The sequence below is a fragment of the Pectobacterium artocarpous genome (assembly GCF_046159765.1).
Classification (GTDB): Bacteria; Pseudomonadota; Gammaproteobacteria; order Enterobacterales; family Enterobacteriaceae; genus Pectobacterium.
Genome location: NZ_JBJXVK010000020.1, coordinates 25,850 through 43,262, shown reverse-complemented (window position 1 = coordinate 43,262; position 17,413 = coordinate 25,850). Strand labels below are relative to the sequence as shown.

The window sequence follows — 17,413 nt, the reverse complement described above, 5'->3', positions numbered from 1 at the left end:
TTCTTCATTTTTATAACCATACCTGCTCACGTCATCCGTATGAAAAATGACGTAAACAGGCAAAGGGATCGGGGGTTAAACGCGACACGGTGATGGCACATTAACGTTCAGGAATGACACTTTTAAACGTTAACTCCACGTCATCACGCTCGAACTCGGCAGTAAGCGTTTCAGGTTCACTTTTTTCTGCATTCTGGGGCAGCAATTTTTTCAATAATGCTAACTGCTGGCGTTGCTGCTCTACGATCTCTTGCAGCAATTTCACTTGCTCATTCGCTCTGACGCTCGCTCGATTAACAAAAAACCAGATCAGCGCGGCCAGCAGCACAACCAGCAAGACAAAAACCACTTCTAATATGTTCACAACGACTCCGTTTATCACCACTTATGACGAGTACCTGTGGGCTATCTTAACACCGTGAAGTAGCCAAGTTCGATACCCAACCCTATTTGATCTCCATATCGTATCGATACACATCGCTATCGTCTTGGTACAAAAATAAAAAAACGTGGGGAACGTTTTTCAACGTCGCTTGCGATGGCCCGAACGGGGCGGACAGGGATAGCGGCCATAAAAAAGCCTGTCGGTAAGGACAGGCTCAGGTATCGATAGAGAATATCAGAATGGGTGATCGTGATAACCCATTTGCTCAGAGATATTTCTGGCGGCAGTATGCAGCATAGCTACATATTCGTGTTTGTTTTCTTCTGAAAAACGAATCGTTGGGAAAGAAATACTGAGGCCGGCAATCACAACACCAAAGCGGTCGAATACTGGCACAGCGATACAACGCAGCCCTTCTTCCTGCTCTTCATTATCTTCTCCGTAACCTTGTCCGCGGACAACGTCTAATTGGGTGAGAAGATCTTCAGCAGTACACAGCGTGTGTGGCGTACTACGGGTGAATTCGACAGTCGACAGAATCTCTTCCACTTCGCCACGATCGCGCCATGCCAACAGCACTTTACCGATTGCGGTACTGTGCAGAGGATTACGGCGACCAATACGCGAATACATACGCAGGTTATACATCGAGTCAATCTTGTGGATATAAACGATACCGTCTTCATCCAACGCGCCAAGGTGGATCGTTTCGCGCGTCAGCGCAGACAACTCACGCATCTGTATATCTGCACTGCGGATTAAATCGACGTTCTGCAATGCTTTTGCCCCAAGTTCAAACAACTTGAGCGTTAGCGAATATTTCTCTGATTCACCTTCCTGCGCGACATAGCCCAGGGATTTCATCGTCTGCAAGAAGCGGTAAACGGTACTCTTGGACATCATGACACGCTGAGAAAGCTCGGTAATACCAATTTCTCTCTCTTCACCTAATGCCTGTAAAATACCAAAAACCTTTAAAACGGACGACACGGAATCGGGTTGTTTATCTAAATCTGCACTAGCCATTTTTGTGGTTACCCTACTCAGTTTTTTTTGTTTTAAAAAAAATAGAACAATGGTTTTAGTATAAAGGGAACGCTTTGATTATGGCAATGGAGCAACAACGATAATCAAGTTAAGTTTGAGGAATAACCGCGTCAGAGACTTAATAAAATAATATGTAAGTAAATATTTTAAAATAATCCGCGCCACAATCCGCGCCACAAAATGTGACGCGGATTTATTAGTATTATTAGTTCCAGACTGAATCAGGAACCTTCGCCAGATACAGCGCAGGTTTTCCATCTACGTCAGAAGTAAACAGAACTTGTTTATTATCTGGCGTGAAAGAAGGATGTGGGTGAGTGACCTGACGGTCCCCTTCCAGCACTTCCCAGGATGTATTGTGCTGTGCAATACGATGCTCTTTGCCCGTTTTCAGATTGAAAACATACAGGAACGGATCGTTCTCGATTTTATATCCGCCATCATCCTGCACGTCGACCGGCGCATCGGAACCATCGCCGACCAGCAGTGTACCATCATAGTTACTCATCAGATGAGAACACGGCGGCATTACGCGCAGTTGACGATCTTCCAGCGTAACTGGATCGATACTACGGATATAGCGATTGCTGTCGTCTTTCAGGTAAGAGACGTAGATCATCGCTGAACCATCTGGTACCCAGAATTCGTGGGTGCAGCTTTCGCCTTCAGCATGCTCTTTCACTTTACGCATGTTGGTTCCATCTTCGTTGATGAACCACATACGGGCATCAACCAGATCGTGCGGGCCTTCGTGGCAGAAAGCCACCGTGTTGTCATCACCCGGACGGTAGATTGGGTGACCCAGCCACTGGTTTTCCTGAAGGATAGTCTGCGCTTCGCCCGTGACCAAATCGACGCGAATCAGGCGACAACAAGGATTAGTGAAGTAGAACTCCTGGAATTTTTTCCAATCGGTCAGCGGTTTCCAGTCTTCTTTTTTGATCTCAATACCGACTATTTTGGTGCAGTCGCAATTGGCAACCCAGGTACCGTAACCGACCCAATCGTCAGGCACCTCATAAATCGTTTTCTCTTCCAGCGTAGCCAGATCGACACGCATCAGATTACGGGTATTTTTAACGTAATACAGCGCATCGTCATTCGGGGACAGGAAACCACCAAAGGTGTTGTCGCCTTTGCCTTCCGTCAACTGCGTGGCGCTTTGCTCTTTTAAATCCAGCAGATAGTAATTCCACGGGCCATCAAACGCCGCGCCAAATAGCAACTTGCTGCCGTCATTGAAGAAACACTTCTGGTAGAAATAGTTGCGGTGGCAGATAACATCGGGCGGGGTTAAACGCACAACTTCGGTGCCGGTTGCTGAATCCTGATAGGTATGAAACGTTAGGGGGATCTTGTTACCTTTGGCCATCCGTAAATCCTTAGCACTTATTCATGAAGAATCTGACGCCACACGCGCATACTCTTCGATAACCTGACATTCCGATCGCCCGACAAGCGAGTTACCCCGACACCGGTTGTTCAAGAATCAGGCCACCAACCTCACGCGAGACGCTTGTTATATCGACATTATAGAAACAATGTTTCATTTTTCCGTGATCGTGGTTTTATTTTATAAAACATTCTTCCTATTTTCACCACCTGTTTCAGATCTAATGAAAACACGTGAACAGAGAAAGCGCAGGTTTGCTGAATCAAGAAACGCAGAAATAACAAAGGCCCGAATGGGCCTTTGGGAAGAAAATATCGTGAATTACTTCAGGTAATCGCCGGATCGCAGCGCTTCAATACGCTTATCCAACGGCGGGTGAGACATAAACAGCTCGCTGAAGGATTTCGATTTTCCGTTAATGCAGAAAGCCATCATACTACTCTCTTCCTGCGGCTCATAGCTGGTCTTCAGACGTTGCAGTGCAGCGATCATTTTCTCACGCCCCACCAGCTTGGCTGAACCCGCATCCGCATGGAATTCACGGTAGCGTGAGAACCACATGGTGATAATGCTGGCAAGAATACCAAACACCAGTTCCAGCACAGTCGCAACAGCAAAATAAACCAGCGGATTACCGTTACTGCTTTCACCTTCATCACGGTTGCCGGACAGGAATCCGGAAACGACCTGAGCGATCAGACGAGAGATAAAGATAACGAAGGTGTTCACCACCCCTTGCACCAACGTCATGGTCACCATGTCGCCATTCGCAATGTGGCTGATTTCATGCGCGATTACCGCTTCCGCTTCGTCACGGCTCATGTTTTGCAGCAAACCAGTGCTGACCGCCACTAGCGATGAATCACGGCGCGCGCCCGTCGCAAACGCATTGATATCCGGCGCATGGTAGATTGCCACCTGCGGCATCGCAATCCCCGCCTGCTGTGACTGTGTGCGAACGGTTTCCATCAGCCAACGTTCGGTTTCGTTACGGGGTTGTTCAATAACTTCACCGCCAACGGACCGTAACGCCATCCATTTAGACATCAGCAGTGAAACAAACGCACCGCCAAAGCCAAACAGCCCAGCCATAATCATTAAGCCCTGGACACTGCTGGACTGAATTCCCGTCAGGCTGAGTACCAGCCCGAAAACCAACATCACCGCCAGGTTGGTGATCAGGAAAAGCGCAATACGCATCATAAAGGTCTGATTTCCTCTTGCAGAAAGATAAAGTTTGCAACACGTACATCGTATGGGTTGCCGTGGCATTTTCAAGCATTCTTAGCTTTTCAGTTACTAAATCCACATAACTTTACACTTTTCAAAAGGAAGGCAGCGTCCTGCCTGATGTTAATCCTGGTACGTCAGCGCGACAATGTTGACCGAAAATTGATAAACACGTTGGCATGATCGACCTGAATCGCGCCCACCCCAGCGCGAATTAATGCTCCCCATACGGCGTCAGGATCCGCTAAGGCGTGCGTATCGCTATAGTCGAGAGAATGCGAACAATCCAGCGTGTTCACCCAAATCCGCACCCCAAGCCGTTGAAACTCGACATGCGCTTCGGTCAACGCATCAATATGATCAAAGTTGACTTCCACAATGGCGATGCCGATATCATCAACCTGCCGCAAAATGTCGGCAGTTTCTCCCCGTTTGAGGTGGAGTATTGGCATATAGGGTATCTGGATATCCCGCGACGGTGAGGCAATGGGAAAATGGGCAGAAGCAAGATCAATCGGACTTTTCATGATCACGCCCGCACTCAGGCCTTTATCGCGAATATCGCGGGCGATAACACCAAATTCTCGCTCATGTTTAACATCTACGTTGATGACAACTCTCCCTCTCGCCTCTTCGAGGATTTCATACAACAGCGGCACCTTTTCGTCACTCAATGACCATGCTGAACTGCCGTCACTCCCGCGCAAATGCGCCTGACGAATTTCCGCCAACGTCATCTGACTAACGCGCCCGCGCATATCGCTCGTGCGATCGAGCGTGTCATCATGAATTACGACAATGTGGCTATCTGCCGTCAATTGGGCATCCATCTCCACAATATCAACGCCCAGACGAATCGCCTCGCGTAGCGCCGCCAACGAATTCTCCGGTGCCGATGCCCAAACGCCGCGATGCGCCACTGCCAGAACCGTCGCATTTTGCGCCGAAATCACGTCCTGGGTCATGCCTTTATTTTGCTTTGTCATCAGTCGAAAGCTCCAAATAAACGGGGAATATCACGAATGACGGGAAACCGACTGCGCAAAATGTTGCAACAGGAGATCGCCCCGCGAAACCACATTGTCCAGCGCCTGCTGTGGCGTTTCCTGCTCTGCCCAGACCTTCTCCAATTCTTCATCCATAATGGTGCGAATTTGCGGCATATTACCCAAGCGGAATCCACGCGTATACGGCAGTGGCGGTTTATTGGTGAGCTGTTTCATAGCGACATCGCTGCCGGGGTATCTGGCATAAAACCCTCGCTCGATCGTGAGTTTGTAAGCAGCTTGTGTCACCGGCAGGTAACCCGTCATCTGATGCCATTCAGCGGCATTTTCCGGCAGCGTCAGGAAATGCAGGAATTCAGCAATACCTTGATAATGCGATGCCGCTTTCCCTTTCATGACCCAGAGGCTTGCCCCTCCGATGAACGTATTCTGCGGTGCGCCGTTGGCCTCTTCACTGTAAGGCAACATACCGACACCGTAGTGGAATTTGGCATAGTTCTGAATCTTGCGTAGTCCACCCGATGAGGTGGTCAATATACCGCAATCGCCGTTATAAAAGCGCGCTGTGGCCTCGTCATTGCGGCCAAAATAGCTGAACGCCTTGTTCTTCATCATCTCCGCAAGCTGGGTGATATGCGCGACCTGCAAGGGTCCGTTTATCAGCAAGTGCACATCAACACCATCGAAGCCATTATTTTTCGTCGCGATCGGCAGTCCGTTCCATACGCTAAACGCTTCCAATAATATCCAGCCTTGCTGCCCTGCATTTGTGTAGCCGCAGGCCATCCCACTCTGATGCAACCGCGCCGCATCATACGCCAGTTCATTCCAGGTGCGTGGTGGCTTATCGGGGTCGAGCCCTGCTTTAACAAACGCATCTTTGTTGTAGTAAAGAACGGGTGTTGAGCTATTAAACGGTTGGGAAATCAGATGCCCGGTCTGACTGTCGCTGTAAAACAGCGCCACCGCAGGCAGAAAGGCTTTTTCGTCATTCTCGATACCAACCTGTTTGAACAGTTCGAATACGGGGACAATCGCCCCGCTGTGTATCATATTGGTCGTACCGACATCATAAACCTGCAAAATATCCGGTGCGTTACCGGTGCGATACGCCGCAATCCCGGCAGACAGCGTCTGCTCATAGCTGCCTTTATAGATGGGTTCAACATGGTATGTCGTCTGAGATTCATTAAACCGGTTAACCAACCGCATCAATTCCGTGTTCAGGTTGCTGTCCATGCCATGCCAAAACGTCAGTTCGACAGCCGCTCTGGCAGACAGCGGGACGAGCAAGATCATATTTAACAGCATCAGAAAAACAGACGTGAACCTAAACCGAATCATCATGATATTTTCTCCGGTACAATTTTTAGGAAAATATTGCGGCGTTGAGGAATGTCTCAGTTAGGAAAACGCAGTGCTGGTAACGACATTAGGGTTCGCCTGTGACACGTAGATGACCAGGGAAGTGATGAACTGTATCGCGATATTTCAGCAGAGAAGAGAAAGGTTTTATGACAGGACAATCTTGTGGCGAGCAGAACATCCGCTGCCCGCCTGGGTACTCGATTAGCTTTGAGCGTGAGCCATATCCGCACGCATTGCGGCAGAAACAGGCTGATGCTTAGGCGGTTTGATCCACAGGGTAATCAGCAGCGAAACGACAGACATGATGATGATTGCCGTAAATGTGGCCTGGAAGCCCCCGAGCTGCGCAGCGATAAACGAGCCGGACAGCGCGCCGATACCGAATCCCTGATAAATGACGCCATAGTTTTTGCTGTGATTTTTCAGGCCGAAGAAATCACCGACAATCGCTGGAAACACGGTGATATTGCCACCAAAGCAGAAAGCAATTGCGCTGACACAGATAAAGAACAGAATCGGATTCAGCGGCAGGAACGTCATGACGGATACCGCAAGAATCGTCACCAACAGCGTAAAACTGATTACCCGCATACGCCCGACACTGTCCGAGAGCGCGCCAAGTATAATGCGTCCGACGGTATTAAAAATCGCAATCGCCGACACCGCATTGGCCGCCATCGCCATATCCATTCCCGCCATTTGCACACCGATATCTTTCACTATACCGATCAAATACAGCCCACTCATGCACGTGGTGAAGAAGATAATAAACAGCAAATACGACTCTTTCGTTGCCAACATTTCCGTTAGCGAGAAATCACGCGCCTGCCCCTGAACCACCGCCTGTTGAACCGGCACCGCAGCAGGTTCTTTCAGCAGAGAGCTCCCGACCAGAATCATCGCCATGACGATAACGCCCCAATAGAAGAAGGCTTCTGACACCCCCACTTCCGCAATCAAAAAGCTGTTGACGTATTTGAATAATAGACTTCCGGTGCCAAAGGCACCCACAGAAATGCCCGCGATTAACCCTTTGCGATTCGGGAACCATTTGATCAAATTGGACAACGTCGTGATGTAAGCCGTACCGTCAGCAAAACCGACAACCACTCCCATCAGCAAATAAATCAGCGTCAGCGACGGGCTCACCGCACTCGCCATCAGCCCTGCCCCCAGCGTGATACCTGCAATCATGGTCAGACGACGCAGACCAATACGCTCCTGAAACTTACCCGCGAACAGCGTGGCAAAGGCCAGGCAGAAACTGGTGATGGAAAATGTCGTCGCGACTGAACTCAGTGTCCAACCAAATTTGTCCACCAGCGGCTGATTGAACAGACTCCAGGTGTAAATCGAACCAAGTCCCATTTGGGTGATAATGGTCCCGAGGACAATGAATCCCCGATTAGCAGGTTTAGTATTCATAGGTTTTCCCCTACATCAAAAATGGGTCCGATTCACTCGGTACGCCAAAAAATATAAGCTGATGTGGAGAAGAAAAAATCCATCAAAACACGGTCAGCTTATGGGCTGAAGCCAGTATACAAGCGGGCTGACAGTGATTGTTCGAATGGGGAATGAGATGCCTGAAACGCGGAATGAAATGCCTTTATAGGCGCATCAATGACCTGAACGCCTTTATCTTGCTTCGGCTTACCGGCACTTCAAAATCCAGATCGTTCAATCGCAGAATATAGGTGTTGTTAAACCACGGCACAATTTCACGGATTTTTGTCAGGTTGACGCAGTAAGAGCGGTGACAACGGAAGAAGTACTCTTCCGGCAAACGACTACAAAACTCCGTAATATTCATCGGCATGATGAACTCTCCACGTCGGGTATAAACCAGCGTGACCTTTTCCTGCGCCGCGGCATAATAGATATTGTTGATGTCCGTAACGATAATTCGTTCATCTTTCATCAGGTTAATGGTGTTCTGCGTACTTCTCGCCGCACCAGAAGGCGCGCCCGTATCGACAGCAGGAGCCATTTGCCGCTGTTGCCAGGTCGCTTCCAGCTTACGCAGCATCGTAACGATGCGTGATTCATGATACGGCTTAAGAATGTAATCAAAGGCTTCGACTTCAAAGGCCTCCACCGCGTGTTCTTTGTAAGCCGTAATAAAAATGATGTAGGGCTTATGCGCAAATTTGCTGATATTTTGCGCCAACCAAACGCCGTCCAAGGAGGGAATATTGATATCCAAAAAGATCGCATCAACCTCGTTATGCTGCAAATACTTTAGTACATCCAACCCGTCATCAAACATCGCCTCAATCGTAATATCACTGTGCTGTTTGATGAGGTAACTCAGCTCTTGCTGCGCGAGGAACTCATCTTCAACAATAATGGCTTTCATGGGTTGCCTCCTGTGTTTTCAGCAGCAGAATATCCCGGCGGCGGCACCTGAATGGTATCCGGAAAGGCAGACGGTATTTTATCTTCTCGTGGAATGTAGAAGTAAATCTCGGTTCCGGGTTCCAGGCGACGAATATGCAAACCTTCGCCATAAAGCAGGCGAACTCTGTGATGAACATTCAGCAGACCGATCTTATTCCCCGGTAACTCATTGCGCGCGACGCGATCCATGGTTTCCTGACTAATGCCGTTTCCCGTGTCTTTTACCGCCACCAGCAGCCTATCGCCCTGCTCTTTCACGGACAGCACCACGGTCCCTTTTCCTCTACAAGGCTGAATGCCATGCACAATCGCGTTTTCCACCAGCGGCTGAATTAATAAGCTGGGGATCTTATACGCCAGATCGTCATCGATGTCGTAAATCACCGTTAGTTTGGCACCAAACCTCGCCTGCTCAATGGCGATATAATCCTGAATTTGGTACAGCTCTTTTTTTATATCAATCAGCGCGTCATCGTTGAGCTCAAGATTATAGCGCAAATAACGCGACAGATTGATCACCAACTGGCGTGCCGTATCGGGATTAATGCGAATCGACGAGGAGATCGCATTCAGTGCATTAAAAAGAAAGTGCGGATTGATTTTACTTTGCAGCGCTCTCAGCTCCGCCTTATTTGCCATATCACGCAGTTGCTCGGTGCGGGACACTTCAATTTGCGTTGACATGATTTGTGATAAGCCGACGGCCATCACGCGTAATGAATAGGTAATTTTGTGCGCATGGCGATAATAGATTTTCAGCGTACCGGTTACCTGCCCGTGTTCCCACAACGGAATGACGATCATCGAATGGATTTCCGGTGTTAGATGCTGCTCATCATTATTTTTAATGATGATTTTCCCGTCATGAATCGCCTGCTGCGTCATTGGGCTGATAATATCGCGACCGATATTATATTTTTCTTCCCCAATACCCACATAAGCCTGAACATGCTGCGTATTTGTTATCGCCACCGCGTCCGCATTAATCTCAGTACGAATAATACGACAGATAGCCGTCAGCGAATCACTGTTGATATTACGGAAATACGGCAGTGTTTTATGTGCGATATCCAGCGCGAGCTTAGCCTGCCTGGCGGCAATCACCTCTTTTTCATTCGCCACGCTCTGCACCAGCAGCACGATCAGGCCAATACAGACAGAGCCGAGAATCATCGGCACCGCAATTTTTGAAACAATATCCAGCCCTAACTCGATCGGTGTCGCCCATGCCACCACCAGCAGCATAGTTAGCGATTCACACAGCATACCGCCCAGAATCCCGATGCTCCACTGCTGCTCTTTTTTGACTTTCTTATTAATGTAGCCGGAAGTGATGCCAGCAATAATGCTGGTAATCAGGCAAGGCACGGACGTGATGCCATCAATATCAATGAGATAACGGTGCACTCCCGCAATGATACCGGTCGCCCCCCCCACCCAGGGACCGAAGAGAATACCGCCAGACATCACGGCAATGACGCGTACGTTGACGAGCGATCCTTCAACATTTATACCGGAATACGTACCGAACAGCGCAAACAGTGAAAAGATAGCGGTCACCATCGCTCGCTCTCTCGGCGAGTGTTGCTCTTTTTGCAGTAATTGCCGGAACTGACGTGTTCTGGTCAGGAAAAACAGGCAAATCAGCATCAGCGCGGCGCGGTCAAAGACCGCAAGGAGCATCTCAAATATTTCGTGCACGGGACATCCGGTACAGATTTACAAACCTGCACTATAGAAAAAATGTGATCCGTATTCCACTTTTTAGTCTGTTAACCGCGTGGGAAGAAGTATGGAAGCCAGCGGACATCGGCTTTTTTGAAAAGAGGTATAGCACAGGCGTTTTATACGTCTATGGGCTTATTCAACTTCAGTAGCTCAGTAAACTCCTCCGCCGGCATCGGATGCCCAAACAGGTATCCCTGGGCTTCCTCACACCCTTTGCCTCGCAGTCGTTCGCTCTGATCTAATGTTTCCACCCCCTCTGCAATCACGCCCAGCCCAAAACTTTTCCCGAGATACAGAATCGCCCGGACAATCGCCGCGTCCGGCGGAGATTCACACATGGTTCTGACAAAAGTCTGATCGATCTTCAACCGAGTAACCGGGTAGTTTTTGAGCATACTGAGCGAGGCATAGCCCGTCCCATAATCGTCAAAGGCAATACCGATTCCCGCTTCGCGCAGCGCTTTCAAGGGCTGCAGCATATTTTCATCGTAACGCAGGATGATATTTTCCGTGATTTCCAGTTCCAGCGAACCTGGCTGCAATCCTGTACGCGCAAGCATATCCATAATTTTTTGCGCCAACATACCAGTACGGAACTGTGCGCTGAAAAGATTAATACTGATGCGAAAATAGCGATCGCTCGTCCGACACCATTCCGCCGCCTGCTGGCATGCCGTTTCGACGCTCCAATCACCGACTCGCTCAGCCCACGGGCCATTTTCCAGTGCGGTAAGAAAGGCCGCAGGGCCAAGCAATCCTCTTTCCGGGTGACGCCAGCGCAGCAACGCCTCTGCGCCAACAATCTCATTTGTCGCCAGTTTTACCTGTGGCTGATAGAACATCTCAAATTCATGCTGTTCGTAAGCTCGCATAAACTCTAGCTGGAAGGCATGTTTAGCCTGAAAGACTTCAAGCAGTTCGCGCGTAAAAAAGCGGTAACAGTTTCGACCTTCGGATTTAGCCTGATACAGCGCTAAATCCGCGCTAGTCAAAAGATCCTGTACGGTCAACCCATATTCTGGATACAGTACTGCCCCAATACTGGCGCTAATATTGATTTGATGATCGTCAATAATCATCGCCTGAGAAATTTCATGAATAATTTGCTCGGCAATTTTTCCCGCGACTTTTTTATCATTCAGACCGGGAAACAGCAGCGCAAACTCATCCCCGCCCATCCTCGCCACAACATCACCGGAGCGAACCGTGGCTTTTATTTTTTTGGCGACGTGCACCAGAATATTATCGCCGCTGGAATGCCCCAGGCTATCATTCACATCTTTAAACCCGTCCAGATCGACCATCATGATACAGACCGCGGGTTCATTCTTTAGCACCGTTTCCAGATTGGATGTCAATAGCGTCCGGTTTGCCAACCCGGTTAACGGATCTAGATGCGCCAGCAAAAACAGGCGTTCTTCATTGTGTCGTCGCTCTGTAATGTCGCGCAATATTGCGCCGTAACTAACATTATCGTTGTCTTCCCACATCGAAACCGACAATTCAACCGGAACCAAATTACCGCTTTTGGCTTGTACATTCAGTTCCAGCGTCACGCCTTTCATCAACGAATCACGATCGGTAACCAGGTGATTAAGTTGCACGACAAAGGAATCGGGCACGATGGTATTAATACTGCGACCAATAATTTCCTCATCAGTATATTCCAGCATATGTTCCGCGGCAGTATTCCAGAAGGTGATCATCCCCTTTTCATTTACACACAGAATCGTATCCGGCGAGGTATTAGCAATATTCTCAAAACGAATCTGACTGGCTTTACGTGCCAGTTCCAGACGTCGCATTTCCAGCTTGTCCATGACCAATGACGCCAGATCTTGCAAATTGTGCTCATCACGTTTGGTGAATGTGGTTCTGGGTTTCAAATCGATAATGCACAACGTACCGATGGCATGCCCGGACGGCGTAATTAAGGGAATACCGGAATAGAAACGAATGTAAGGAACGCCCACAACCAGCGGGTTATTTTTAAAACGTGCATCCTTGAGGGAATCGTGCACCACCATGATCTTTTTCTTCAGGATCGTATGTGCACAAAAAGAGATATCGCGCGGAGTTTCGCAAAAAGGAACCCCTAGGCTGGCGGCAAACAGTTGGCGCTCAGACTTGACCAACGACACCAAAACGATAGGCACACTGAAAATGTTAGCAGCCAGGCTAATCAGGTTGCTCAAACTCGGGTCAAATAATACGTTCTTAATTCCATACTCACGAAGAGCAGCAAGACGTTTGTCTTCATCTTTGCCTACCCGGGCACGGCTCATCGGTTCCCCCCTCCCATCGTATTAATGTTCAGATTAGACAAAAATTTAGTTATAAATCCAAAATGTTGCAGCAATGAGCACGATAAGAACAGCATGCCAGTGTTATCAAACCAAAGCCCCTTCTCCTGCCTAGAATCATGGCGCGTAGTGGCTGAGTGTTGAGTATGGCAAAAGATTCAGACTCTATCATCCCTTCGAGTCATTAATAATAAGTGGAAGTATCAATTAAGATCGTAGATGAAAGGCGAAATAGAAAGATACCGACGCACTCACAACGCTGAACGATGGGGACAAAAAAGAAAGGGGGCGGTTGGTATATTCAAACCTTCACGACTGGATAACGACAACATATTATCAAGTTATTAACAGAATATAACCAACCGGGGAATCATCAGGCAGGGAAATAGGTTATTGAATGCTCAGGTGTGTCGTTTTTTGCCCTGATCACGACATCCCAAATCCCGGTATAAGGCACCGTTAAATACACTTCGCCTTCCGCACGGCGGCAAATAGAATCCTGCGTAGCACTATTCTTTTCAGCCAATGCTTCCTGTTCACCATTGCTCATTTGCACTTCAAATATATTTGCACACCGAACAATTACCGTATCACCACCAAACAGACTTAAACACGTGCGAATTACAGACATATATCCTCCGCGACACGCAGTCATGCGCATGCTTAATGAAACGAATTTATTGGTTATATTTCCCACAACGGGATTTCCATAAGAGCAAAATGCATACAGTCAGATTGTGATTTAGATCAAATGGCATACACATTTAAAGCAAATCATGGGTGGAATAAGACAATACTATCACCGCCTGATATTTATTAGGATTTGTGATAGTAGAACGATTAAAGGCCGCCAGAATCGCATAGGAACTCAGCCAAAAAGCACTTGACGACATGATTGGCGTATCTCAGGCCGCCATACAGAAGATCGAGGTGGGGAAAGCGTCGCAGCGGATACCAACAACAAACGCATCATTGATGGGAAGCTTTACGCCATCGCTCAGGAAGGCGGCGGTAACGATAAGCTCAAGCAAATCAAGCAGCTTTACCGTAAACCAGGCGGCCTTCTCATCATCCATCGCTTCAATCGCAAAGCTGACGAAGAAGCTTACGAATCAAACGTCGAAACCATTGACCGCGTATTCTGGTATTCGGTGCTGCTATAGTCCCGATATTGGCGGTATCCCGTACTATAGCCGTCTCTCTGTTCCTTTAACCAAAGTCGGCAGACCGATACGGACACCGGCTTTGTGTTAATCCTGCCAATAGCTGCGTTACTCATAACCGCTGCGCCGCTAAAAAACGTTTACCCTCGCCCAGATAACCTTACCCACACGCAACAGTTTTATACAATCACCGTGCTATTGTTTCATCAACCCTTGTTGATGTTGTGTTATTCACCCTGTCTGTGTGTTCCTTTCCCGCCCTATGGCGGGATTTTTTTGTCCTTCATCTAGCCCTTTCTGCGTGCAGCCCCACAGGTTGTGATCGCGATATTTTTTGCCTTCAGTTCATTACTGCATTTAATCTCATCGTTGCCTCTTATCAGGTGGGAGTCCGTTTGTCACAGCAGACAATCTCGGTCAAGCACATGCGCAGGAACCCGAGGTAGACGACGTTGACCTGAATCTCCCGGACCAGACGGCATTCGGAAGGGATACCGAAGAGGTAACCGAGTAGCAGCATTTTAATCAGGTGTACGGGGATCTATGACGGGACGGCTATTATTGTGGCAGTCAAGGTGGCGCCCCTATCGCGGATAAATTTAAAATCAATGGCGGCATCGATTTTACGCACCAGATGGTGTTGTGGAACCAGTTCTTCGAGGGTAACCATTCCAAACGGGTATTGCTGTGGCGTCGGTTCTCTGGGTATAGCGGTCAGTCCGTTTTTTGCACTGACCGTATTAGTTCAAAACCTGTCCTCCCGGCCAAGACTTTGTCAGCAGTCTGAGGTGCCTGTATGGCGCTTTTTTATATTCTGAAACGACTTTCTACAGTGCAATAACCTAATTAATGCGTTTGCGTAACATGCCATTTAATAGCCTAAAGCCTCGGAGTTATCCGATAAAAATAGCACTGTTTTCCTTACTTTTTTAATGAATATGTAAAACTCGCTGTTTCTTTGAGCGAACGATCAAAATTAAGCATGTTCTCATCAAAAATTTATTCTCATTAGAAAAAAGTTTGTGTAATACTTGTAACGCTACATGGAGATTAACTCAATCTAGAGGGTATTAATAATGAATCGTACTAAACTGGTACTGGGCGCGGTAATCCTGGGTTCTACTCTGCTGGCAGGTTGTTCCAGCAATGCTAAGATCGATCAACTGTCTTCTGACGTTCAGACTCTGAACGCTAAAGTTGACCAACTGAGCAACGACGTGAACGCAATCCGCTCTGACGTACAAGCTGCTAAAGACGATGCAGCTCGTGCTAACCAGCGTCTGGACAACCAAGTTCGTACTTACAAAAAGTAATCGAACTGGTTAAGTAGTGAAAATGGCGCACAATGTGCGCCATTTTTTTTGCCTGCGTTTTACCTTTTCAATGTCCCTTTCACTCTTTGCTCGCCCGTACGGGCAACTTCATCCTTCTACGCTATCCCTGAGCCAGCACAGGTGCGCCTGAACGCACCTGACCGGTTTATTTCCTGATTAACGGGCGGTGGTGGTGCTGATAGACGTGATCGGCGCAGCCTGATACGTTTCAGACGCTTCTGGAGTCTCTTCTACCGGTGGCTGGTAGGTATTGATGTCCTGCCCTATGCTAACCACGATCGGCATGCCGGAACGGCGCACAATTGCATCAGCAACGGCTTTACTGTCCGTCTCCGCATCCTTAACAAATTTTTTCGTCTTCGCCGTCAGCGGAATCGGCATGGTTTGTGGATCGTCCTTATCGGTCTTCGACAGAGGTTGATGCACTTCAATGTAGCGTTTACCATCTGGCTCAACGGAAGTTTTAATCACATCGTTGACAATTTGCACACGCGTACCCACCGGCACATTATCAAACAAAGCCTTGATGTCATCAGGGCGCAGACGGATACAACCGGAACTCACCCGCATACCAATACCGAAGTCCGCATTTGTACCGTGCAGCAGGTAAACGCCGCCATGCGCCGACAGACGTAGCGCATGTAGCCCCATCGGGTTATCCGGGCCAGCTGGGACAACGGCAGGCAGTTTGATACCCTGCTCTTCGAGGTAATGCTTACGAATATTCGCTGTTGGCGTCCAGGTCGGGTTCTCACGTTTCTCGCTAATGCTGGTCGTCATCAGCGGCGTATTTCGTCCCAACTGACCAATACCGATAGGGTAAACAATAACGGTGTTCTTCCCTTTCGGGTAGTAGTAGAGCCGCAGTTCCGCCAGATTGACCACAATGCCTTCACGCGGGGTATCCGGCAACAGCATTTGCGTTGGGATCGTGAGCGTGGAACCCGCCGTCGGCAGGTAAGGATCCACGCCAGGATTCGCTTCCATCATGCCCAATAAACCAATCTTAAAATCCGCAGCGATAGCTTCCAACGGACGACCATCATTGGGGACCGTATAAGCGATATTTTCACCAATAAGGCGGCTATTTGGTGGCGGTAGCGGGTATTCCGTCGCTTTGACGGCGGTGCTAGCCAGATATGCCGCGAAGGCCATACCAAGTAAAGTTAACGCGCGTTTCATATTAGGTTCCCTACATCACAGCTAACATATCAATTATCAAAGGCATCCGGTTCTGTACCCAGAATGCAGTATTCGGCTGGCTATACCCGGTTTATCTCCATCATATTCAAGCTGCCTGTGCGTTTGCCTTACAGCAACCTGAATAGTTAAGGGGATATATGGTGTCAATGTGGCTATTACTGCCCCTCTTCACCGAACATGGGCATATATTAGCATTGTTGTAACGAAAGAATATTTTATTTAAAAATCAAAGTATTGATATTCAATTCTTTACAAAGCAGAGTCAGCATAAAAGTTAACGGGAAATAAATATACGGGAGGAATTCTGAAATATCAGCGAGTTAATAAATATGCCCAAAAACAATAACGTGCCGTTGGTAAAAACCAGTAAATAAAAAAGCGCTGGACGTTTTTTCCATCACAGCGCTTTTTACATGCAGAAAACAGAGAAGGGAATTAAAGCAGTGCGGCAGCGTGCGCTCGAATCGCGCGCAGCATCGCCTCAAGCCCCTGAGAGCGGGAGGGCGTCAGGTGTTGATTCAACGCCAGCGATTCAAAGAAAGGCCGTACATCCAGCTCAACGAGTTCCTGCGCTGTCAGTCCCTGATACAGACTGAAAACTACCGCAATCAGCCCCTTTACAATAGCGGCATCGCTGTCGCCGTGCAGAGTGATAACACCCCTCTTGTCAGGCTGTGCCACAATCCAAACCTGGCTCTGGCACCCTGAAATCAGGTTATCTGGATTACGCCATTCATCAGGTAGTGGATCAAGACGCTCCCCTAACTCAATGATATAAAGATATTTCTCTTCCCAGTCATTACAGCGCGCAAAGTTACGCGCCAGTTTCTGCGGTTCTGGCAGACTCGCCAT

The 17,413-nt window shown here is 48.4% G+C and carries 14 protein-coding genes and 3 pseudogenes; 3 read left to right on the top strand and 14 right to left on the bottom strand.

Annotation, left to right across the window (positions count from 1 at the left end; all coding sequences use genetic code 11):
- Window positions 1-100 precede the first annotated feature (100 nt).
- The 11 genes from ACKQAD_RS13845 to ACKQAD_RS13795 form a co-directional block, all read right to left on the bottom strand.
- Complete coding sequence (locus tag ACKQAD_RS13845) at window positions 101-364, bottom strand: YebO family protein (protein ID WP_409160697.1); 264 nt, start codon at window positions 362-364, stop codon at window positions 101-103.
- Window positions 365-619: 255 nt separating this feature from the next.
- Complete coding sequence (gene kdgR, locus ACKQAD_RS13840; protein ID WP_409160696.1) at window positions 620-1,411, bottom strand: DNA-binding transcriptional regulator KdgR; 792 nt, start codon at window positions 1,409-1,411, stop codon at window positions 620-622.
- Between the two features lie 226 nt (window positions 1,412-1,637).
- A complete protein-coding gene (gene ogl, locus ACKQAD_RS13835) occupies window positions 1,638-2,804 on the bottom strand; it encodes an oligogalacturonate lyase (RefSeq protein ID WP_409160695.1) in 1,167 nt (388 codons plus the stop codon).
- Window positions 2,805-3,146: 342 nt separating this feature from the next.
- A complete protein-coding gene (htpX, locus tag ACKQAD_RS13830; RefSeq protein ID WP_409160694.1) occupies window positions 3,147-4,028 on the bottom strand; it encodes a protease HtpX in 882 nt (293 codons plus the stop codon).
- 164 nt (window positions 4,029-4,192) lie between these two features.
- A complete protein-coding gene (locus ACKQAD_RS13825; protein WP_409160693.1) occupies window positions 4,193-5,041 on the bottom strand; it encodes a glycerophosphodiester phosphodiesterase family protein in 849 nt (282 codons plus the stop codon).
- 30 nt (window positions 5,042-5,071) lie between these two features.
- Window positions 5,072-6,409: a sn-glycerol-3-phosphate ABC transporter substrate-binding protein UgpB gene (gene ugpB / locus ACKQAD_RS13820; protein WP_409160692.1), complete on the bottom strand. Its 1,338-nt coding sequence runs from the start codon at window positions 6,407-6,409 to the stop codon at window positions 5,072-5,074.
- Window positions 6,410-6,631: 222 nt separating this feature from the next.
- A complete protein-coding gene (locus ACKQAD_RS13815; RefSeq protein WP_409160691.1) occupies window positions 6,632-7,855 on the bottom strand; it encodes an L-lactate MFS transporter in 1,224 nt (407 codons plus the stop codon).
- 184 nt (window positions 7,856-8,039) lie between these two features.
- Window positions 8,040-8,789, bottom strand: a complete 750-nt coding sequence (locus ACKQAD_RS13810; RefSeq protein WP_409160690.1) for a LytR/AlgR family response regulator transcription factor — start codon at window positions 8,787-8,789, stop codon at window positions 8,040-8,042.
- Complete coding sequence (locus ACKQAD_RS13805) at window positions 8,786-10,531, bottom strand: LytS/YhcK type 5TM receptor domain-containing protein (RefSeq protein ID WP_409160689.1); 1,746 nt, start codon at window positions 10,529-10,531, stop codon at window positions 8,786-8,788. Before ACKQAD_RS13805 ends, ACKQAD_RS13810 begins: the two co-directional genes overlap by 4 nt.
- A gap of 143 nt (window positions 10,532-10,674) precedes the next feature.
- Entirely contained in the window at window positions 10,675-12,843 is a 2,169-nt protein-coding gene (locus tag ACKQAD_RS13800) for a sensor domain-containing phosphodiesterase (RefSeq protein ID WP_409160688.1), read from the bottom strand.
- A gap of 391 nt (window positions 12,844-13,234) precedes the next feature.
- Entirely contained in the window at window positions 13,235-13,492 is a 258-nt protein-coding gene (locus tag ACKQAD_RS13795; protein ID WP_409160687.1) for a hypothetical protein, read from the bottom strand.
- A gap of 194 nt (window positions 13,493-13,686) precedes the next feature.
- Between ACKQAD_RS13795 and ACKQAD_RS13790 the strand changes: the two are divergent.
- Both ACKQAD_RS13790 and ACKQAD_RS13785 read left to right on the top strand, forming a co-directional pair.
- Window positions 13,687-13,809 (top strand): annotated as a pseudogene (locus ACKQAD_RS13790) (helix-turn-helix domain-containing protein); the annotation flags it as partial.
- Window positions 13,794-14,024 (top strand): annotated as a pseudogene (locus ACKQAD_RS13785) (phage repressor protein C); the annotation flags it as partial. The pseudogenes ACKQAD_RS13790 and ACKQAD_RS13785, both read left to right, overlap by 16 nt.
- Before the next feature lie 379 nt (window positions 14,025-14,403).
- On the opposite strand, the pseudogene ACKQAD_RS13780 reads toward ACKQAD_RS13785, so the two are convergent.
- A pseudogene (locus ACKQAD_RS13780) lies at window positions 14,404-14,694 on the bottom strand (transposase).
- Between the two features lie 406 nt (window positions 14,695-15,100).
- Between ACKQAD_RS13780 and ACKQAD_RS13775 the strand changes: the two are divergent.
- A complete protein-coding gene (locus ACKQAD_RS13775; RefSeq protein WP_005970385.1) occupies window positions 15,101-15,337 on the top strand; it encodes a major outer membrane lipoprotein in 237 nt (78 codons plus the stop codon).
- A gap of 177 nt (window positions 15,338-15,514) precedes the next feature.
- Here ACKQAD_RS13775 and ACKQAD_RS13770 read toward each other — a convergent pair whose 3' ends face one another.
- Window positions 15,515-16,540, bottom strand: coding sequence for a L,D-transpeptidase family protein (locus tag ACKQAD_RS13770; RefSeq protein ID WP_409160686.1), 1,026 nt, complete (start codon window positions 16,538-16,540; stop codon window positions 15,515-15,517).
- 456 nt (window positions 16,541-16,996) lie between these two features.
- Window positions 16,997-17,413, bottom strand: a complete 417-nt coding sequence (gene sufE, locus ACKQAD_RS13765; protein WP_409160685.1) for a cysteine desulfuration protein SufE — start codon at window positions 17,411-17,413, stop codon at window positions 16,997-16,999.